Annotated in this window: 17 protein-coding genes; 5 read left to right on the top strand and 12 right to left on the bottom strand. The window is 36.4% G+C overall.

The features are described 5' to 3' along the window. Positions 1-146: 146 nt before the first annotated feature. Positions 147-3,014, top strand: coding sequence for a M16 family metallopeptidase (locus tag EG342_RS12080; protein ID WP_103294379.1), 2,868 nt, complete (start codon positions 147-149; stop codon positions 3,012-3,014). Positions 3,015-3,080: 66 nt separating this feature from the next. Here the strand turns inward: EG342_RS12080 and EG342_RS12075 are convergent, their stop codons facing one another. The 3 genes from EG342_RS12075 to EG342_RS12065 form a co-directional block, all read right to left on the bottom strand. Continuing rightward, on the bottom strand, positions 3,081-4,157 hold the full coding sequence (locus EG342_RS12075; protein WP_103294378.1) for a GNAT family N-acetyltransferase: 1,077 nt from the start codon (positions 4,155-4,157) through the stop codon (positions 3,081-3,083). Continuing rightward, the gene (locus tag EG342_RS12070; protein ID WP_103294377.1) at positions 4,154-5,155 is read right to left on the bottom strand and encodes a polysaccharide deacetylase family protein; all 1,002 of its coding nucleotides are present in this window, start codon (positions 5,153-5,155) and stop codon (positions 4,154-4,156) included. Before EG342_RS12070 ends, EG342_RS12075 begins: the two co-directional genes overlap by 4 nt. A gap of 69 nt (positions 5,156-5,224) precedes the next feature. Next, positions 5,225-7,363 carry a S46 family peptidase gene (locus tag EG342_RS12065; RefSeq protein WP_103294376.1) on the bottom strand — a complete coding sequence of 713 codons (2,139 nt, stop codon included), beginning with the start codon at positions 7,361-7,363 and terminating at the stop codon, positions 5,225-5,227. Between the two features lie 233 nt (positions 7,364-7,596). Here EG342_RS12065 and EG342_RS12060 point away from each other — a divergent pair, with 233 nt between their 5' ends. Beyond that, complete coding sequence (locus EG342_RS12060) at positions 7,597-8,088, top strand: copper resistance protein NlpE (RefSeq protein WP_103294375.1); 492 nt, start codon at positions 7,597-7,599, stop codon at positions 8,086-8,088. Positions 8,089-8,124: 36 nt separating this feature from the next. Here EG342_RS12060 and EG342_RS12055 read toward each other — a convergent pair whose 3' ends face one another. Then, positions 8,125-8,772: an MgtC/SapB family protein gene (locus EG342_RS12055; RefSeq protein ID WP_103294374.1), complete on the bottom strand. Its 648-nt coding sequence runs from the start codon at positions 8,770-8,772 to the stop codon at positions 8,125-8,127. 185 nt (positions 8,773-8,957) lie between these two features. On the opposite strand from EG342_RS12055, the gene EG342_RS12050 reads away from it, so the two are divergent. The 3 genes from EG342_RS12050 (at position 8,958) to EG342_RS12040 (ending at position 10,603) form a co-directional block, all read left to right on the top strand. Then, positions 8,958-9,356 carry an immunity 22 family protein gene (locus EG342_RS12050; protein WP_103294373.1) on the top strand — a complete coding sequence of 133 codons (399 nt, stop codon included), beginning with the start codon at positions 8,958-8,960 and terminating at the stop codon, positions 9,354-9,356. Between the two features lie 124 nt (positions 9,357-9,480). Then, positions 9,481-9,942, top strand: a complete 462-nt coding sequence (locus EG342_RS12045) for a hypothetical protein (protein WP_246008780.1) — start codon at positions 9,481-9,483, stop codon at positions 9,940-9,942. A 73-nt stretch (positions 9,943-10,015) separates the two neighbouring features. Continuing rightward, entirely contained in the window at positions 10,016-10,603 is a 588-nt protein-coding gene (locus EG342_RS12040; protein WP_103294371.1) for a hypothetical protein, read from the top strand. Positions 10,604-10,662: 59 nt separating this feature from the next. On the opposite strand, the gene polA is transcribed toward EG342_RS12040, so the two are convergent. The 8 genes from polA to EG342_RS12000 all read right to left on the bottom strand — a co-directional run bounded on the left by polA (position 10,663) and on the right by EG342_RS12000 (position 21,926). After that, the gene (gene polA, locus EG342_RS12035; RefSeq protein WP_103294370.1) at positions 10,663-13,497 is read right to left on the bottom strand and encodes a DNA polymerase I; all 2,835 of its coding nucleotides are present in this window, start codon (positions 13,495-13,497) and stop codon (positions 10,663-10,665) included. A 259-nt stretch (positions 13,498-13,756) separates the two neighbouring features. After that, a complete protein-coding gene (gene tssD / locus EG342_RS12030; protein ID WP_084086641.1) occupies positions 13,757-14,170 on the bottom strand; it encodes a type VI secretion system tube protein TssD in 414 nt (137 codons plus the stop codon). A 271-nt stretch (positions 14,171-14,441) separates the two neighbouring features. Further along, positions 14,442-15,725: a hypothetical protein gene (locus EG342_RS12025; RefSeq protein ID WP_103294369.1), complete on the bottom strand. Its 1,284-nt coding sequence runs from the start codon at positions 15,723-15,725 to the stop codon at positions 14,442-14,444. Beyond that, positions 15,718-16,428 carry a hypothetical protein gene (locus EG342_RS12020; protein ID WP_123868088.1) on the bottom strand — a complete coding sequence of 237 codons (711 nt, stop codon included), beginning with the start codon at positions 16,426-16,428 and terminating at the stop codon, positions 15,718-15,720. Before EG342_RS12020 ends, EG342_RS12025 begins: the two co-directional genes overlap by 8 nt. Positions 16,429-16,726: 298 nt before the next feature. Next, on the bottom strand, positions 16,727-17,791 hold the full coding sequence (locus tag EG342_RS12015) for a LysM peptidoglycan-binding domain-containing protein (RefSeq protein ID WP_103294367.1): 1,065 nt from the start codon (positions 17,789-17,791) through the stop codon (positions 16,727-16,729). A gap of 85 nt (positions 17,792-17,876) precedes the next feature. Beyond that, on the bottom strand, positions 17,877-20,036 hold the full coding sequence (locus tag EG342_RS12010; protein ID WP_103294366.1) for a type VI secretion system Vgr family protein: 2,160 nt from the start codon (positions 20,034-20,036) through the stop codon (positions 17,877-17,879). A 223-nt stretch (positions 20,037-20,259) separates the two neighbouring features. Then, positions 20,260-20,673: a type VI secretion system tube protein TssD gene (tssD, locus tag EG342_RS12005; RefSeq protein WP_103294365.1), complete on the bottom strand. Its 414-nt coding sequence runs from the start codon at positions 20,671-20,673 to the stop codon at positions 20,260-20,262. A 386-nt stretch (positions 20,674-21,059) separates the two neighbouring features. Further along, on the bottom strand, positions 21,060-21,926 hold the full coding sequence (locus EG342_RS12000) for a lytic transglycosylase domain-containing protein (RefSeq protein ID WP_103294364.1): 867 nt from the start codon (positions 21,924-21,926) through the stop codon (positions 21,060-21,062). Positions 21,927-21,955 lie beyond the last annotated feature (29 nt).

Below are 21,955 nucleotides of genomic sequence, written 5' to 3'. Positions count from 1 at the left end.
CTTTTGTAAAGAGGTGATTATTTCTGACGATTCAACTTTTCAACTATAATAATAGATGTAATAGTGATAAAAAACGGATCGGTTTTTTTTTGATTGCTTACATTTGTACAGCATTCCGGATTCTAAGGAATGAAATGAGTTTATATATGATAGACATAAAATATAAAGAAACAGTTCATACAGATCTAAACCACTACGAATATACCACGGTAAATCACGATGAAAATAAAGTAAGAATCTATACCTTAAAAAATGGCTTAAAGGTTTTTCTTGCCCAGAATTTTGATGCTCCCAGAATACAGACTTTTATTCCTGTAAGAACAGGAAGTAACAATGACCCGGCAGATAATACGGGACTGGCTCATTATCTTGAGCACATGATGTTTAAGGGAACTTCCAGGATAGGAACTCAAAACTGGGAAAAGGAAAGTAAACTTATTGAGCAGATTTCTGCATTATATGAGGATCACAAAGCTGAGCAGGATCCTGAAAAAAAGAGAGAAATCTATAAAAAGATAGACCAGATTTCTCAGGAAGCCAGTCAGTATGCTATCGCTAATGAATATGATAAAGCAATCTCGTCACTGGGAGCCAGCGGAACGAATGCGCATACCTGGTTTGATGAGACGGTTTATAAAAACAATATTCCCAACAATGAGCTGGAAAAATGGCTCAAAGTAGAAAAGGAAAGATTTTCAGAGATTGTACTTCGACTTTTCCATACTGAGTTGGAATCTGTATATGAAGAGTTCAACAGAGCACAGGATAATGATACAAGGCTGGTTAATTATGAATTAATGGATGCTCTTTTCCCGACCCACCCTAACGGACAGCAAACAACATTAGGTAAACCGGAGCATTTGAAAAACCCATCGATGAAAGCTATTCATAAGTATTTTGACGAATATTATGTTCCTAATAATTATGCAATGGTATTGGTTGGTGATCTTAATTTTGAGGAAACAATCAAGTTGATTGATCAGTATTTTGGTTCTCTACCTTATAAAGAGCTTCCTAAAAAGACACCGGTTATTGAAGAGCCTATTACTAAAGTAGTGCAAAGAACTGTAAAAAGCCCGACGACACCGAGAGTTCAACTGGCTTGGAGAACTGACAGCTATGGAACCCGCGAGGCCATGCTTGCTGATGTAGTTGCTAATATTCTGAGTAACAGAGGTGAGGCCGGTTTGCTGGATCTTCACATTAATCAAACTCAAAAAATGCTTTGGGCACAGGCATTCTCTGTAGGCTTAAAACAGTATGGATACTTCTCTATCGTTGGTGTTCCTAAGGAAACACAGACTTTGGAGGAAGCTACAGAAATGATTCTTGGAGAAATTGAGCTTATTAAAAAAGGTGATTTTCCGGACTGGATGCTTCAGGCGATCATCAATGATTTTAAGCTTCAGCGAATGAAAGGTCTTGAAACAGCCGAAGGACTGGCGACTACTCTTTACGACACTTATATAAAAGGAAGAACCTGGGAACAGGAACTGAATGAGATGGACGAGTATGCCAGCTTTACCAAAGAAGATGTGGTAGATTTTGCCAATGCTTTCTTTAAAGAAAATTATGTGGTTGTGAATAAAGAAAAAGGAGTAAATGACCGATTGATCCGTGTTGAAAATCCTGGTATTACCCCTATTAAAATTAACCGTGAAGCCCAGTCTGAGTTTCTAAGTGAAATAATACTGGAGAAAACTGAAGATATACAACCTGAGTTTATCAATTACCAAAAAGAGATCGCTACGGATGATGTGAAAGGGAAAAGAGTAAGCTTTGTTAAAAATAAATACAATGATCTTGCCCAGGTATATTTTATTTTTCCTTTTGGAAGTGATCATGACAGAGATTTGGGTATTTCAACTCAACTGCTTCAATATCTGGGAACTGAAGATCTTTCTCCCGAAGATTTAAAAAAGGAGTTCTTTAAAATTGGCGTAAGCAATGATTTTAAAACTACCCACGATCAATTGCTGATCTCATTAAGCGGCCTGGAAGAAAATATTGAAAAGGGAATTTCACTTTTGCAGCATTGGATGTATCATGTAATCCCCGACCAGAAAATTTACGACGAGTTTGTAGGTACTGTACTGGAAAACCGTCAGGCTGTTAAGAAAGATAAAAACCGCATTATGACGGCTCTGACCAATTATACTAAATTGGGAAAAGATTCTCGTTTCACCAACGTGATCTATAAGGAAGAGCTTGAAAATTCTAAACCTGAAGTTTTTACAGACCGCATACAACAACTTTTCAAATATCCTTATCAGATCTTCTTTTACGGAAAAGATTTTGAAGGTTTCAAAGAATATATTGGTCAGTATACTGAACCCGAAAGCCTGGTGATTCCTGAGCCGAAGAAATATACTGAACCGGATACGGGAGGAAATGTGTATTTTATCAATTACGATATGGTTCAGATGGAAATGAGTAAAATCGGAAAAGGGCATCTGGTGAATCCGCTTCATTTTGGAAAGGTTAATGTTTTTAATGAATATTTTGGAAGAGGATTGTCGTCTATTGTTTTCCAGGAAATTCGTGAAAGTAAAAGTCTTGCCTATTCAGCTTATGTTTCCTATGCTGCCAATTCTGAGTTGAATCATCCTGATTATATTACAACATACATCGGAACGCAACCTGATAAACTGATGATTGCTGTGGATACCATGAATGAGCTGATGGCAGAACTTCCGGAAGTACCTACTCAGTTTGAAAATGCAAAAAATGCAGCTTTAAAGCAGATTGCTTCAACAAGAGTTACCCGAAATAATGTATTTTTCAATACTTTAAGGTTAAAGAAACTCAATATTCATCATGATTTCCGAAAGGACATCTATGAGCAGATTCAAAGTCTGTCATTTGAAGATATAAAACAGTTTTATCAAACGGAAATAAAACCGGTTCACTTTAATACTGCCATTATCGGTAAAAAAGAAAACCTGAATATGGAAGCTGTGAATAAAATGGGAACATTTACAGAAGTAAGTTTAAAAGATATTTTTGGACATTAAAAATAAAACCGCTCAACGAAACTGTTGAGCGGTTTTTTATGGTATCAATATCAACTAAAAATTATATCAGGTCATCATACAATCTCCGTCTCCATCCTGGTAATGCGGATCAAAATTTTCAGGAAGATCTTTCAATAGCTGTTTGTGGAAAAGATATTCTCTTTTAAAATCACGCTCATGAATTTTAGGAAATGTCTTCGAATGGCCGATTGCCTCATTAAGCGAAGTCTGATAACAGGTGAAACCTTTCACCTTATTTTTAGTAATAAAATAATTTAAAAATTGAATGACCCTTTCAAAACCTGTTTGGGTAAAGAGATAAGGTATTTTAAGATATCCATTCCGAAGCTGCAGTAGTACACATGCGGTAAGCTGATTGTTTTCGTCGAAAATTTTAATCCAGAAGTATTTAAAAACGTTTGCATAGCTTGAAAAGAGATACTTTTCATTCTTCTCCCCTTCCAATACCCACGGATGTTCTATAAAAGTATTGATTTCTTCCGGCGTACGATTGGATGAGAATTCACTGATAAAATCTGAACTTTCCTTATCGATATGGTTAAGAATCTCATAATGAAAGTCCGGTTTTCTCACCATCATATTCTTTACTGAAATGAATGAATTGGCAACAACGTCCAGGGTTTGAAATAAAGGCTTCAGCTTTTTTGTCTTAGGTTTTTTCTCCGGAATGATCGCTGCTGCATCAGCTCTGAAGTAATATCGTTTTCCTTCTTTGGGAAAAACATATTCAAAAACGCCCATAATATTATAAAGCGCCTCGGCTTCTCTGGTAAACTCTGTGATTACAATTCGGTCCTGATATTCTTCAAAGACTTTTTTCAACAATGCTTTTGCCGGTCTTTTTTTTCGAAATTCGGGATTTGCATACAGTGTGCTGAGCCACGCATAGCGGATCTTCTCGCCATCAACGATAAAATAGTCGGGAAAGCAACCGACGTAGCCAATCAGTTTTTCTTCATCAAAAGCAAGAATCAGAAGAGTCTGTTCATCTGAAGCTTTGGGATTATTAATCTGAGAAATCGCCCGATGCCTTGTAATAGGTAGAAAATCGTACTGCTCAAAACTACCGGATGATATGAATTCTTCCAGTTCTTTTTTATTGAATGTCTTCAGCTCTGTCATTCCCGTTCAATGGTATTTTTATGGATCAGTTTTTTCAGTTTAAAATAGGCAATTTCTTTTTTCAATATTGTTTCTGCACTTTCACCCATTTCCATTGGAATTCGTTGAAAATTTCTTTTAACGCTATCGAGTTTCACCCCAGCACATCCAAAACTACAGTATATTTCTTCATTTTTAAAAAGCTCATTAAAAAAGTCTCTTTTAACCCCAAAATCCGTGAAAGGAAACGCAAAGCTTTCATATAGAAAATTATTTTCTTTTAAATAGGTAAAAGTTTTGTCCGTGGTTTCCATCTGCTGTTTCAAAGATAAATCTTTATATTTTGGATGATCCCAGCTGTGAGAGGATATCCCGAAACCTTTATCGGTCAGTTTTTTTAATTCTTCCGTGCTTAAATACGGACTATGCTCTTTTGAGTATGCTTTAAAATCAACCATAAGCTTTTCAGCAAGCTGTTCCAGAATCTCTTTTTCCTGATACTTTATTTTTAAAATATGTTTTTGTAAAGTTTCATTTGTTACCGTATTTTCAAGAGATAATAACCGATATACTTCCGGATTGATGGTCTTGACTTTCTGAATGGCGTCCACAAGAAGGCTTTCCTTACACCGGAACATCATATCTTTATTGTCTATGAATGCAGGATTTACAAAGTTACAGGCATAAATTCCCTTACGTTCTAAAATAGGAGCTATTGTGTGGTAAAATTCGCCAAACCCATCATCAAAAGTAAGAAGGGCAATCTTTTTCTTTGGTTTAAAATTCCCGGAAGTAAAATCTTTGAACTCTTCCCAGTTTACAAATTGAAAATGTTTTGAAAAACAGTCCAGGTCTTCTTCAAACTGCTTTGTACTTTTATAATCAATTACATGTTTGATGTGTGGAAGATCTTTATCAGAAACACTATGATAAAGCGGCAGGCAGTAATCTAGCGGAAATGATTTCCCGATATGATCTGTTTCAAAGGCTGCCAGCAAATTGATGATTCTGTCTTTCATCCTGTTAAAATAAAAAGAATCTATTCAAAATAAATTTAAATAGATTCTTAAAGGTATAACTTTTAAAGTTTATTTTACAATCTTCATCTCATCAACAATCCACTTTGAATCAGCAAATTTATCAATGATGAAAAGGATATATTTGGTATCTACCATAATGTTTCTGCTGAAGCGAGGGTCATAATTGATATCACTCATCGTTCCCTCCCACTGTCTGTCGAAGTTCAGGCCTACCAGATTTCCGTTCGCATCAAGTGCCGGACTTCCGGAGTTTCCTCCTGTTGTGTGGTTGGTTGCAGTAAATCCTACAGGAACATCACCGGTTTTATCTTTATAATTTCCAAAATCTTTTTTGTTGTAAAGATCAATCAGTTTTTTTGGAACATCAAATTCATAGTCTCCAGGGACATATTTTTCCATTACTCCTGCAAGGTGCGTCTGATATCCGTAAGAAACGGCATCTCTTGGTTCAGAACCTTTCACTTTTCCATAGGTTACACGAAGCGTTGAGTTGGCATCCGGGAAGAATTTTCTGTCTTTATCCGTTTCCATCTGCTGAGCCATAAATTTCTTCTGCAGGGCATCAATTTTTGCCTGAAGTGAAGAGTATTGAGGATCCGCAGTTTTCATATATGTTTCTCTCATGGTAACATATAATTGATAGATAGGATCTTTCTTCAGTGTTTTAATCAGTTTATCCTGATTAGAAAATGCTTTATCAATATCGGTAGTTAATGCAGCACTGTTTACAGCGGTTCTTCCGGTAATGATGGAATTTTTAGACATATCCTCTACTACAGGAATATTTGCATTTTCATCTTTATATTTGTTGAAACCTGCCGGTAAAAACTGTGGAGCTGTTTTATTGACATAGAGAGCCAATAATTTTGCTGTTACTTTAGCATCCAATTCTGCACTGTAATCTTTGTAGAAAGAAGTTAATTTCGTTTTCAATTTTGAAAGTTCCTTCTCATCCATTCTGCCTGCTTCTACAGAAGTTACAAAATCATAATAATCACCTGCTAACTTTAATGTTTCAGCATTTCTGATGACCTCAGTGTAATAGGCATTATTTAAAGCAAAAGGAGCCTGATCGTTGTACAATTTGTTCAACTGATCTAAAGTCGTCTTAATCTGCGAGTTTTTAGCTACCAAAGAACCTTCGTACATTATTTTCTTTTCAACGGCATTGGATTTTTTCAACCCTTCTACTTCACCGATCCATTTTTTCCAGTAATTGGCTACTGAAGCGTATTTAGAAGCATATTTGATACGTGTTTCATTGTCTGCACGCATTTTTTCGTCCAATGTTTTTAACGCTACATCACGTACAGCAATTCTTGCAGGATCTATCTCTTTCATGATTTTATCCACCGCTACAGCAGGAAGATATTCTGTAGTTCTTCCCGGGAATCCGAATACAAAAGTGAAATCATTTTCATTTTTATCTTTTATGGAAACCGGTAAGTAATGTTTTGGAACGTAAGGCACGTTGTCTTTTGAATATTCTGCCGGTTTATTGTCTTTCCCTGCATAGATTCTGAACATCGAGAAATCTCCTGTATGTCTTGGCCAAACCCAGTTGTCTGTATCACTACCGAATTTACCGATACTTTGAGGCGGAGCCCCTACCAAACGGATATCTTTATAAGTCTCGATCGTGTATGCATAATACTTGTTTCCATAATACATCGGCTTTACGAGGATCGATTGGTAAGATTCAATTTTCTGAGAGTTTTTGTATACCTCGATATTGTTGTTGATCTTTTTCGTCAACTCAGGTTCTGTAAGGTTGTCTGTACCTTCCAGTACCTGATTGGTAACTTCTTTTATATCTACAATAAAGTCTACTTTTACACCCGGATTAGGAAGTTCTCCATTGATATTCTTCGCCCAGAATCCATTTGAAAGAAGGTCATTTTGCACTGTAGAGTGTGCCTGAATCTGGCCAAAACCACAGTGGTGATTCGTTAATAGCAGACCTTTTGGTGAAATAATCTCTGCGGTACATCCACCATTAAATTGTACTACTGCATCTTTTATGCTCGGTTTCTGAGTGTTGAAAATGTCTTTGGCAGAAATCTTCATTCCCAAATCCTTCATTTCCTTTTCATTCAGCTCTGTAGGAATCCACATTCCTCCATATTGTTGTGCAAATGCCATTGCTGCCGGCAAAAGAAATACGGATAAAAGTATCTTTTTTGTCATAATCAAAATTTTGCCCGAATTTACGAAGAAAAATAAGAATAGACTTTATAAAAAGGGTTGAAAATTTAAAACAAGAATAGAGTTGTTAATTGCTATAAATTTGCCTGCCACGGATTTCAAGTTTCAAATTATAGATCTTAAAATCTCACATTGGCATTTTCTATTCGCTGCATGGCTCGGTTTTTGTTCCTAGCTAGTCATTCAAATTAAAAAACATACTTAAATTTATTACGATGAAAAACAAAATGTTTATAGCAGGAATGGGAGCGGCTTTATTACTTGCCTCGTGTTCCAAAAAAGAAAAAACTACTGAAACGACGGGTGCTGCAACAGATTCTACAACGACTTCAGTGCAGCCTGCAACTACAGACAGTGCAGCCCATCCTGTAACCAGTGTTATCGGTGATACTTCTGAAAATGCAGTAGACTGGAATGGTACCTACGAAGCGGTAGTTCCTTGTGCAGACTGCCCGGGAATAAAAACGTCTTTAACATTGAATAATGATAAGACATTCAGCATCAGTGAAGAGTATATCGACCGAAATTCGAAGAACCAGGATAAAGGATCTTTTACATGGGATGCTACAGGAAGTATTATTACTTTAAAAGGGAAAACAGCCAACTACAAATATAAAGTAGGTGAAAACGCCCTTTACCAGCTGGATATGGAAGGAAAAGAAATTACAGGTCCCAACAAGGACTTATATATATTTAAGAAAAAATAAAAATAAGGGCTTCGGTCCTTATTTTTTTGCATTATTTTAAAATTGGTAAGCGATAATTTTAGGATCGTCTACAAGATTTTTCATCAACTCTTCATGATGGGTATTATTTCCGGTAAGCCTCCAGGTAACGGTTAAATTCCCCTGCGTATACTGCTGCTTGATCTTCATGTATTGTAAGTGGTATTTTTTAAAAATGTCCTCGCAGTGCTTCACATCTACCGCAGCAATGACGGTAATTCTATATTCTCTGATTTTATGGTAATTGTCTATAAAACTCTGAAGATAGGTAAGAGCACTCAATACAATAAGAACCAGAGCAGTTCCCAACAACGAAAAATAGACGTATCCGGAACCTATGGCCATTCCGATAGATGCGGTAGCCCAGATGGTGGTGGCAGTGGTAATTCCTTCAATTTTATTTTCTCCTTTAAAAATTACTCCTGCTCCAAGAAATCCTATTCCGGTAATGATATTGGCAGCGAGACGATCCGGGTTGGCCACACCAATTTTGATAGACAGAATGGTAAACAGGCACGAACCAAAACAAACTAAGATAAAAGTCCGAAGACCTGCCGATTTATTGCGATACTCCCGTTCTGCACCAATAAGCAGCCCGAGAATAACAGAAATAAATATCAATACCAGTTCATTTTTAACGGTATAGTGATCCTGAAGAAATTCCATTTTTTTAAAATTTAAGCTTAGAATAAAATTACAATAAAAAATTTACCATTCATTTCGATTGTTACACTTTGTTTCTGCCCTGAAGATTTTATTTGCCTAAAAAACTTTCGTAATATTACACTTTCAATAGGTATTGGCATAGAAAACCAATACATAAAAAATTAAAACAATCAATATATTTTCCCATGGATAAAGAAATTTCCCACTTCTGGTTAGGGTATTTTAAAAATGAAGAGGACTTTTATGACTTTGTAGAAGAGGATGAAAGTTATTATATGGAAGAGGAAACAGATGATCAATATGTTTCAAAATTTGCCGAATCACAAAACATTAAATGGTTTGATGATGATTTTATAGAATACGGTTTTGAAGACGAAAGACTGGGGCTTTATGAAAAATTTTCAGAATATTCGTATGCGGATGAATGGCTTCCTATTCTGGAACAAAAGCTTAATGAAATGAGTCTTGATACCCCTGTAAATGCTATTATTTTCGCCAGCAGATTTGTGATCCCAAATCCTGTTTCTGTGGATGGAGAGGAAAACAAGCTGTATTATGTTGGTGAGATTGAGTTTGCAGTATAATCATCATCAAAAAATATAGGTTTTAAAATACCTTGTTTCAATATTTCAATTAAAACAAGGTATTTTTCTTTATGAATACTTCTACAAATCTAAGATTACCATATCAATCCTTAGAAGCAATACCTTGAATAGCACAGAATCAAAATATCCTAAACTAATTTCCTTTTTAAAGAGGATCTCCATCAGCATACTCATTATCTTCATGATCACCTTGGTAGAAATCTACTGGTCTATGGGAGCGCTTTCCAACCAGATTTCAAGTGGTTGTATGACCTGTAGCTTTTTGGAAGATGCCTTAATGATGGCGTTTTTTACAGGAATATTTCTGTCTGTTGTCTTTGCATTATTATATAAGGTCAAAAAGTTTTTTATAAAGGCTATTATTGAGTTCTTACTGCTTGTTATCCTTTGGTTTTTCTGGAACTACTCTATTTTCGTGGATAGAGAATCTTCCTGGAGCACTTATGACCTTCGTTCAGAAATGTACTATACGATTACTCTGTCGCTTTTCCCGGTTATTCTTCTTGGATCTGTCTGTATTTTACTGTTGAATTATAGAAACGTATTTCAAAAAAATAAAAATTAATGATCAGATTATGGTAAACCGTAAGTAATTTTTTTATGTTAAAAATATTTTTGCACATAAAAAAATTATAATTATGTCATTAACTAAATGTCCCCAATGTCAGAATCAGGTAAATTCTACTGATATTTTTTGTGCCGAGTGTGATTATTTACTCAAAGATCATTCAACAAAGCAAACCTCAACGATTCCCTCTCCTCAAACTCCCAAAAAACAAAATAACGGATGTGGCATTGTGATGTTATTTATAGGCTTACTTTTCATGGTATTTTTAATTAAAACTTGTTCTAAAACAAAGGATGAGTCTGATTTTAGTACAAACTCGGTGACTCAATTATCAAAGGAAGACAGCATTAAAAATAAAGCCCGAATTGACAGTATAGATAATCAACAAAAAATTGAGGATGAAAAGTTCTCAAAAACCAAAGCAGGGAAAATTCATAAAAAACATCCCGAATGGTCAAAAGAAGATTGTGTTAGCATTTCTCAACATAAAATATGGATAGGAATGCATTACGACATGTTGGTCTATATGAGAGGTAAACCCGATAATGTAAATACTTCAAATTACGGACATGGTCCCAATTATCAGGCCTGTTGGCATGATTATGACGCATCATGCTTTTATTTTGATGAAAGTCAAATTATTACTTCATATAACTAAAAAACAAAGGTGAGTCTAAGTGACTCACCTTTGTTTAATTTATCATTATACGATAAAAATTAATGTGCTTCTAACCAGTTGTCACCAACTCCAATCTCTACCAGTAACGGAACTTGTGTTTTTAAAGCACTTTCCATTTCTTTTTTAATTAATGCTGAAGCCGCTTCAATTTCGTCAGCAGGAGATTCAAACACCAATTCGTCATGTACCTGAAGTAACATTTTTGTTTTCAATTGTTGTTCTTCCAATTCACGGTTTATTTTAATCATCGCCAATTTCACGACATCAGCAGCACTTCCCTGTACAGGAGCGTTTACCGCATTCCTTTCCGCATGACCTCGTACTACGAAGTTATTGGAATTGATATCTTTTAAATGACGTTTTCTTCCTAAAATAGTTTCCACATATCCTACCTGACGGGCTTTGCTAACCTGCTCAGCCATATATTCCTTTAATTTTGGATAGGTTTCAAAATAGGCTTCGATCATCTGCTTGGCTTCCGTACGGGATAACCCGGTTTGCTCTGCTAACGCAAAAGCACCTTGTCCGTAGATAATTCCAAAGTTTACAGTTTTAGCCTGGCTTCGCTGTGTTTTGGAAACTTCCTCCAACGGGATTTTAAACAGTTTCGCAGCGGTAGAAGCGTGAATATCTTCTCCATCCTGGAAAGCCTTTATCATATTGTCCTCGCCTGAAATTTCTGCAATAAGACGAAGTTCAATCTGGGAGTAATCGGCAGAGATAATCTTTTTTCCTTCTCCTGAAACAAAGGCTCCACGAATCTGCTGTCCTCTTAATGTTCTGATCGGAATGTTCTGCAGGTTAGGATTCACACTGGCCAAACGACCCGTTGCCGCCGTCGTTTGTGAGAAGTTGGTATGTACTCTGTTATCTTCTTTAGCAATCTGTGAAGGCAAAGCGTCCACATAGGTTGATTTTAATTTCTGATAAGTTCTGTATTCTAGAATATGGGCGATAATCTCATGTTTTGAAGAGAGTTTCTGGAGTACATCTTCTGAGGTTGCATATTGCCCGGTTTTTGTCTTTTTTGCTTTGGGATCAAGCTGCATTTTTTCAAACAAAATTTCTCCCAATTGCTTTGGAGAGTTCATATTGAATTCTTCACCTGATAGTTCAAAAATCTTGGATTCCAATTGTCTGAGATCATTTTCCAGGTCTACACTCTCCTGTGCCAGCCATTTTTCGTCAAGGGAAATTCCTGCCAGTTCCATTTTTGCCAATACTTCCATCAGAGGCATTTCGATATTGTAGAAAAGTTCCTCCAGATTTTCTTTTTTCAACTGGGGAGCAAATAATTCATACAACTGGAAAGTAACATCTGCATCCTCTGCAGCGTAATCTGTCTGCGTTCTAAGATCAGCATCTCTGAAAGTTCCCTGATTTTTTCCTTTTTTTCCAATGATTGTTTCAATGGAAACCGGTTTGTAATTCAAATATACTTCTGAAAGATAATCCATACCGTGTCTTCCGTCCGGATTCAACAGGTAATGGGCAATCATCGTGTCAAACATTGCACCTTTTACAGTGATGTCATATTGTTTTAAAATTTTATAATCGAATTTTAAGTTATGAGCTACTTTCAAAACCTCTTCTTTCTCGAAAAAGGGTCTGAAAATTTCAAGCGTTTGCAAGACTTCGCCCCTGTCTTCCGACAATGGGATGTAGTAGGCAAGTCCTTTTTTATAAGAAAAACTCATTCCCACCAGTTCTGCTTCCAACTCGTTTAATGAAGTCGTTTCTGTATCAAAACAAACTACTTTTTGTTGCAGCAGGTTATCAACCAGCTTTTTCTGAGCTTTCGGGTTGTTGATAAACTGGTATAGGTGATCATTATGGTCAATTGAAGATTTTGTTGAAGTCGCCTGATCCAGTTCTTCGAAATTGGCAAAAAGATCAAGCTGCATCACCTGTCCTTTCACTTCAGTACCTGTTGGAGTTTGTTTTACCTCCACCTCACTTACCACAAGGGTTTCCGTTGGTGCAGGTGCAAAAGCTCTGTACAGGTTTTCATACAATCTTCTGAATTCAATTTCATCAAAGACTTCTTTTACTTTTTCAAAATCGGGAGTTTCAAGATCATATTGTTCCTGATGGAATTCTACGGGAACATCACAAATAATGGTTGCCAATTTTTTGGACAAAATTCCACGTTCCGCTGAAGCTTCCACTTTCTCTTTCAGTTTCCCTTTCAGTTTATCTGTGTTGGCCAGTAAGGTTTCAATATTACCGAATTCTTTAAGGAACTTCATCGCCGTTTTCTCTCCTACACCTTCCAGTCCGGGAATATTATCCACTGCATCTCCCATCATTGCAAGGAAATCAATAACCTGTTTAGGATCTTCGATTTCATATTTTGCTTTAACCTCATCTACCCCCAAGATTTCTATATCCCCACCTTTTAAGCCTGGTTTATAGATTTTGATTTTGTCGGTAACCAGCTGTGCAAAGTCTTTATCGGGAGTTACCATAAATGTGGTGTAGCCTTCCTTTTCTGCCTTGCAGGCTATAGTTCCTATCACGTCATCTGCTTCATAACCTTCCACTCCTAAAATCGGAATATGCATCGCCTGCAAAATTTTGTGAATGTATGGAACAGCAATTTTGATAGCTTCAGGGGTTTCACTTCTGTTGGCTTTATATTCTGAATAATCATCAGTTCTTACGCTTGCCTGTCCAACATCAAAAACAACCGCTAAATGAGTAGGTTTTTCTCTTCTGATTAATTCAATCAAAGAGTTGGTAAACCCAAAAATAGCAGAAGTGTCCAATCCTTTGCTGGTAAGTCTCGGGTTTCTGATCAATGCGTAATATCCTCTGAAGATCATCGCATAAGCATCGATGAGAAAGAGCCTTTTATCTTGTGTTGCGTCCATATTTTCTATAATGAACAAAGATAATAAAATAGGAATAAAATTGAGCAGTTCGGGAGTGGAGTTTGAGAGTTTGAGTGTGAGAAAGTTTGGGAGTGAAGATCTTTGAATGCGAATGGTTCATCAGCGGGATTTATCATTTTTTAATAGATCCGAATAAAATAAAAACTGAGGTACAATAGAGTTTTATCTTATCATTTCAACATAAAAAAGCAGTATACCCGGTTGGATATACTGCTCTATTTTTTTAATTTTATCCGGCTTATTTACCTGATGAAGGCCAAAGTCCAGCGTACTGAGAAGTACCGTAGTCAATAGTTTCAGCACTAATAACGAAGCTGATCAACATACTGTTGCTATCTACTGCGTCAAAGTCTACTTCGTGTTGAATTACATATCCGTTTTCCCAGTTCAAAGTGATCAATGTTCCTTCTTCGTGAGATTTGTTGAATGTAATTTCACCTTTTGTAGGCTTGTATTTACCGTTTAGTAAGCTTTCAAGGATGTCTGATTTTTCAGTAGCTTCTACTGTCACCTTGATTAATGCGTTAGAAGGATCTGATGCTACACGTCCTGAAACGTCTGTAGATCTAGATACACTGTAGTTCATTTTTAACAGTTTCTGTCCTTCTCCTCCGTTGAATTTTAAAATTCCTCTTGAATTTCTTTCTGCCATGATTGTAAATTTTAATCGTTAGTAATAAATTGTAATTCAATAATTATATAACAAAGATAAAGTCATTGATTTTGAAAAAAAAGCTTTTGAATGGAAATCTGAAAAATTGTAGTAGTTCTACGATTTCTTGTCGTAATTCTACGACAATGGACTTAAGAAACCACACAACCTATTAAAAGTAAACATTTTAACAATATTCTTAATTACGCAGTAAAATATCACTTAATACACTATAAAGAGAAATAAGACTTTATAAAAATCCCTTCTTACATTAATTTTGCTTGGCCGCAATTGTAAATCCACCTCCGGATTGGTTGGCATAAGAATCTGCCAATACTTTGAAAGTCCATTCGCTGAGAGGAGTTACCAGTAAAGGAAGTACAAGACCTACTGCTGCCATTCCTCCAAAGCCTTTGGAAGCTTCACTTTTCATTCCTTTGTTGGTTTCAGCTCTATGTTCATTAATTACTTTATTTCCTTTATTGCTTGTTTTTACTCTTGGAAGGATTTTGCCACTACCCTTTCGCTTCATTGCTTCTACTGCCTGAGCTCCGGATCGTGTTTTCTTCATTTCAGCAACTATTTCTGCGGTTCTGGCCTCACGTTCTGCACGGGTACCCTTCAGATTCATGATTTCCTTGATATACTTTTCATTCTGATTTTGTCTGTACTTATCATAGGAATGATACAAAAGCTTCTCACTGGCTCCGGTCTGAGCTGTTCCAATATAGGGATCGTCCGGCGTATCTACCGTAAAAGGACTTGACATTTCCTGACGGGATTCCAACATCTTATCATACGGAGTACTTCCGTCATCACTGCTGTACAAATATTGCATTCCCTCGCCCTCCAGATAGGCAAGGGGTTGATATACCAAATAGGCTCCTACGAATCCCACACCAACTTCGGCTCCACCTGCCAATAATCCACTTCCAAGGCCTCCTGTAGATCCTGCGGCAAGACCTACTCCAAAACCGAACAGTCCGGAAATAACAGCGGTAAGTCCCAATTCTCCCATATTTCGAAAGGCAACATTTTTCGCTGCTGATTTCGCTTCTTCTTCATCTATGAACGGTGTTAAAATTCCCGGCCCTACTGAACAGGTCATAAACGAAGATAAATTAACTGCTTTATTTCCTTCAAATGCTACGGAAGGGTGCGGGTTTTTCCATTCGACAAGATTGGGATTACATTTTGTAGCATTTGATTTCAGGGCAAATGTAAGCCCCGCGCCAATTACTGCAGTTGCTACTACTCCGATAATTATGGCTCCTACTCCAAAGGTTAAAACAGAAAATGCTACTGCTAGTCCAATCGCAAGTCCTGTGATTAATCCACCCCAAAAGAATCCCCATCCTACGGCTTGTCCCCAGTTGGATTTGCATTCAAAGTCATCTTTAAGAAGTAAATCGGCTTCAGTTAGTAACGGCTTCTTTTCAGATTTATAAACTACAGAAAGATTCCATAAATCCGGATTTGCCAAAATATTACCCGGCGAGGTGTTTACCTGATGCGAGCAAACAATAAATGTTTCTTGTGGAAGATATTTACTCATGAGTGTATTTTTTTTTCATTAACGAACTGCTTTCGGATCCAATTGTAGTGCTGGCCTTTTCAATATCAATGTCAAAATTTTTCACGTATGAATTGATAAATTCCTGATAGGCCAGATTGTCTTCATTTTCACATAAAATCATATATCTTGTACCGTTCTTCCGTTCTATAATAAGCCATTTGGATAAATGAGTAAGTCTGTTTATAAAGAAAATAGATTCTTTAACCTCATTTTTTTCAAACACATATTTTTTGTTGCCTAAGGAAGCTATGAGCTGGTTTTGTGACCAATTTACCTTTATCAGTTGTTTTCTCAATATGGTCTGTTGGTATAAATAATACATTACCAAAAAGAAAACTGCCATAAAAGGTACGGATATCATGATCATCAATAAAGGACTCCTGGCTCTGAAGAGTACCTGCAACGCTTCCATATGAGGAAACAATATTTTGTAAATGCCTATTGCAAAGGCTATATAAAACACAAAACCTAGAGCTAAGGATATATATAAAACGGATAGTGGCAATATAGAACCGGAAAAGGAGTTTTCCGCAGACTGCTGTTTATTTGCTGTAGTAAGATATTGTTCAAAAGATCGGACAGATATCCCTTTTGGATGCTTCCTTAATGTTGTATCTAAAATACCTTTTATTTTAAAACTTTTATCACCAACAAACTGGAAATCATCTTTTTTAATTGACATTTCGTTTTGATTTTTGGCACTGACGGTAAATTGATCATTATCTGTGGTACTGATATAAAAGTCTTTGCACAATCTATTGAATAACAAAATATATAAAATACAGAAAAGGGATATATAAAAAACCAGCAATATCCCCAAAGGAATATACTTCCCAAAGTGATCTTCAAGAGCATCCAGATGAGTATTCAGATAGTCCCATCCCGGGATTATGTATGAAATAAGTCCACAAAAAAGAACGGATATAACCAAGATGATTATCCTTTTAAAAAAATCAGGGTACGCCCGAAATATGAATTTATTAACCGTCATTATTCAATCTTTTTAGGTTAAATATGCATTCAGATTTTATATTGTTTTCTATGTTCTCAATAATAGTTAGCTCTGCTTTTTCTAAAATTTTTGTCTTCACATTGTAGGTGAAAAGATTTCTCATATCCAGTTTATATTCGGAAAACTTATATTTTATCAGAGGCTGATGATACCTTTCATACCCCTGGCTTACTTTTTCCAGCAGCTCCTCAGATTCTACTGTTTCCCATACCTTTCTGACGGTAATAAGATCTCCTTCTTTTTTCAGAATATCATACCTCATCTTCATAGGCACCTGTACATCAGGAAAAAGTTGCGACTGATAGGTATAGTCTTCTCTTCCCAGATTATCTTCATCATTGTAAAGATATTTGTCTAATAATGCCAGGTAAAAAATATCTCTGTTGTAATCTTTTTCGTCATTATATAGATCGGAAAACTGAAAATCTCCTTCTTTCAAAAGGTTCTCATACTCCTCCGGTTTGGTCTGTCTGATAACTTTTACAAATTCAATTTCGTTGAGCTTGTTCTTTTTAAACTGCTCCCAGTTTACCTTTAGTTTATTTTTATCAACAATTTTTGAAAATCTTCCGAGCTGGTTAATTTCAACCGTACAGTCATTTCTTATATAATCAACTTCAGATACAAAATCAAAAACCTTCGAAAGTCCCGGTGGATTAAATTCATAAAAATAATCGCAAAGCTTAACCTCTACCCAATGCTGAGATAAATTGAATTTTACATCATATTCTTTTTTAAGTTGCGAGTAGGTCTTTATATCATCCTCAATTCGGGTTATATTCAGCTGTTCGGTTCTGTATTTGTTTTTTTGATCAAATGTTTTATAATCAATATTCTTTTTCTCTTCTTTATTTTTTTGAAGAGGTATGATCACTTCATTGATATGAATCGGCAGGTAATCTCCAAAGAACTGTTGGGTAACAGGTGAATGTGAGTTGTGAAAAGCCAGCAGCTCCTTCCCTGTCATTTTATATTTTTCTGCTATCGATTCTAATGTGTCTCCTCTTTTTACCTGATGTTTACTATATTCCATAAATGGATTTCTGATTATTTTACAATTAAAAGATATAAATAATATTCCAGCTCACCGTTGCGTCCGGAAGTTATATTTATATGGGTTAATTTATATCTACCTGACCTCCTTTGATGGTAACATTATCATCAATTACCATTCCCGGGGTTCCATTTTCTCTTCCAATATTGGTAAGGCTTTTTCCTTCTATTTTTACGGTATCAGCTTTCACGGTTATGGTATCTTTTGTAATCTCAATGCTGCTGGTTCCTACTTTTAAAGTAACTTTTGCAGCTCCATTGAGATCTATTACACCATCACTCCCCATCGTCAGTATACTCTGCCCTTTTCCTACATCAGTGGTGTGCTTACAGCCTACATTGGTCGTATTATTATTGTTAACGTTCTTGGTATTATCATTTCCTACGTTTACCAATTTATTATTGTTTGCATTGGTCTCCGCATTTCCTGAACCGTCAAAAAACATATTGGCACCTCCCTGATCTTTAAGATTCATGGATCCTGCACCATTATCATATTTCAATTCGGCACCGCTTCTTCCGCTAAAACTCATCACATTATTTCCAGTTCCGCCGCCACTGCCAATTGCTCCATGGAACATACCTCCCATCACAAACGGACGATCCGGATGTTGGTGTACAAAATTCACGATGACCTGATCTCCTACTTCGGGAACAGACATAAAACCACGGTTTTTATTGACTTTATCACTACTTCCTGCATCAGGAGACATCACACGGATAAATTCTGAAATATCCGGGCCGTTTTGCCAATCAAATTGCACCTGAACCCTTCCCTGATTCAAAGGATCGGTATTGGAAGTAACTTTTGCAAATTGAGCTTCTGCTCTTGGTGTTTCAAATTCCGGACGTGGAATGAAACCTGTATCAGCTGCTATAGCTTCAAATCTACCATCATAATATCCTCTTGCATCTACTTCATGAGTTACTTCAATGATCATAAGCTTGGTAAAATAGGAAGTTTCGTTGCTTGAAGATTTACGCATTTCAATATCTGCGGTACATCCCGGATATAGAAAAGGAACGGTAGTAGTACCAGAAGTAATGAAAACTTCTGAGGCTTTACTTCCTGCTGTACCCTTCTGGGAAGCATCAATATCCATAAAAGAAGTTGCTTTTATCGGTGCGACTCTCAAAGAAGGCGTTGTAAATGTTTTTTCTGATATTTCGTAAGCACGTCTTGCAATATCTGAAGCGTGGCTGATCTTCGAACTTCCTGTCGTCAGTTTTTCATTTTTACTGCTGTTATATCCATAAAATGTAGGGTTAACATGCTGTGCTTTCATTTTGATCGCAATATCACTCACACTGCTTCCGTAGGTAAGTTTAACAGGTTTTTCCTGTGGTGGAAGCTTTCCAAAATGTAATACTTCGCCATCGTAATAAAACTGCTCACCATATGCCTCAGCCATTCTTGCCAGGTAGTTATAGTGGGTTTCTTCGTACTGCGAACTGTATGAAACATTTCCATGCTGGGCATCAATTCTGAAATCAAATTTATTTTGTCCCAGCCCCTGCCTGATTACCAGATCTGCGATACTGTTAAGGCTCACCGGCTGGCTGCCTCCAAAACTCTGGATATGAGGAGCGGCATCTAAAAGCACAGTAGGACTATATCCCTTGAGAACAATATTTCCAAGGCTTCCTTTTTCCTGGCTGAAACCTACTTCTGTAATGACTCCCACGAAGTTACGTTCAGCGCCTTTTTCAATGTCTTTATATTTAAAAACTATCGTAATTCTTTTTCCAAGAAATCCCTGGGCTTCTTGCAGGTTATGGTTTTCTGCATTTCCTAAGGTATCATGAGCCAGCGTCAGGCTAAATTCATGATGTTTAGCGGCACTTTGTGTCAGTCTAAAGTGTTTAAAATGCTTGATAATTTTCCCTTCAATAATGACATCCAGCTTTACGACACGGTTGATTCCGGCAATAAAACTATCAGGAATAGCCTCTGCATTATGTATTTTTGAAGTGGGCTGTTTCGCCCATACCTTATTTTCAACGATAGAAGGATTATTAGGAACGAATGTTTGATTCATAAACATATCCCCTCCCTGCGCTGCGCTTAAGCTTTGCTGTCCGGTTTTTGCTACTTTCTTCACTTTTTCGCCTGCTTTACTCAATTTCCCTTCCGCTTTCTTGGCCGTATTATTTTTTAGCTCTTTACCAGTTTTTGTCTCATTTTCTGAGCCGTCTACCTTAATTGTTTTATCATCCTGAAACATAGCGTAATGTGTTTAAGTTAAATATTTAATAAAACTGCAGAACTCTACAGTTGTGCTCAATCAAAAATATACGATTAAAAATCAATAACATACAGGTTTACTTCCTTGTGAAATGTTTCCTGAAAAAATGTCTGATTATCTAAAATGGAAAAAACAGAACAGCATACTCGTTTGAGTGCACTTTTCTGTACCAATTTTATTTTTACTAAGATGATGAATAGGCTTATTTACCTGATGAAGGCCACAGTCCAGCGTATTGAGATGTACCGTAGTCAATAGTTTCAGCACTAATAACAAAACTAATTAGCATACTATTGCTATCGATAGCATCAAAGTCTACTTCGTGTTGGATCACGTATCCGTTCTGCCAGTTTAAAGTAATCAATGTACCTTCTTCGTGAGATTTGTTAAAAACAACCTCTCCTGAAGTAGGCTTATATTTACCGTTTAATAAGCTTTCAAGGATATCAGATTTTTCAGTAGCCTCTACTGTAACTTTGATTAATGCATTGGAAGGATCTGATGCTACACGTCCTGAAACGTCTGTAGATCTTGCTACGCTGTATTTCATTTTTAACAGCTTTTGTCCTTCTCCTCCGTTAAATTTTAAGATTCCTCTCGAATTTCTTTCTGCCATGATTTGTAAATTTTAATCGTTAGTAATATTTTGTGATTCAGTGATTGTGTAACAAATATAGAGGCTCTTTTCTGGTAAAAAAAACTTTTAATGGTAAATCTGGAAAATTGTAGTAGTTCTACGATTTCTTGTAGTAATTCTACGACTTTAGATTTACAAAGCACCTTCTAAACTGCATTAACAAAGGATTTTTTGATATTAAAAAATATCTTTAAAAACAGACATTTTCCACATCAGTGAGAAATATTGGGATTTTATTAGTAAAGTTTAGGATACTTTTAACAGATTATTTTTCGATCGCTACTCAGTTTTTTCACTTAAAAATAAAAGAGCCCACTCCTTTGTATGAGTGGGCTCTGATTTTCATTCTGATTATCTCAATGATTTTACTGTTGTAAGTTGGCGCTTTCTTTTATAGAACGCGTTAGTATTTTGTTTTTTCTTAAAAGGAAATCAGGCATCAGGTCGGTAGGAAGATAAAAAGTACTTTCTCCTTTTTGCTGAAGTTCTTCTACAATGCCAGGATTCCAAGCCAGGATCTCGTCCATATTTACATTTAGCTCGTCCGCAACAACTTTCAGATTAAACCCTGCATTAATTTCTGTTTCTGACAATGTAGCAGCAGTCATCTTTCTGTTTTCGTCTTCAAAGAAAACCTTATTAATCCTTGAAGAATTGTAATTGCTTAAAACACTTTGAAGCTCTCCGGTTGCATAGCAGGCGTTCAAATATTTTTTGACATGATTAATAGTTTCTGCCGGAAGATATTTTGAAAACTCATGATACTGCGATGAACCTGCAACCTGCATTGCTTTTGCAACATTTCCCTCCCCACAGTTATAGGCAGCAACTACCGTTACCCAGTTATTATACTTTTTGTACAGATTGGCAAGGGAAATTACTGCGGTTTTCGTACTCTTATAAACGTCGGTACGATTCTGTTCCGTAAGCCCATATTGATTGGCATGAGCGGTCATAAGCTGCCATACTCCAACAGCTCCGGCTCCTGAAGTAATATTCCTGTTGAAATGAGACTCTATCAGGGCAAGGTTTCTTAAATGTTTTGGAAGGCCCTTCTGAAGCAGCAATTGCTCGATAAATTCAACAAGGTCTTTATTCGCATTGATAATCCCCTGATATTTTCTCACACTACTTTCTGAGGTATCAGAAGCGGCAAGAAACTGTCCGTTCACCAGAACAACAGTTCCCAACAGCATTACACTTGTAAAGATATTTCTGATAATTGTTTTCATTCTTATTATATTTATAAGGCGAAAAGGCT

The organism is Chryseobacterium lactis (assembly GCF_003815875.1).
Taxonomy (GTDB): Bacteria; Bacteroidota; Bacteroidia; order Flavobacteriales; family Weeksellaceae; genus Chryseobacterium; species Chryseobacterium lactis.
This window is presented reverse-complemented; position numbering and strand designations above follow the sequence as displayed.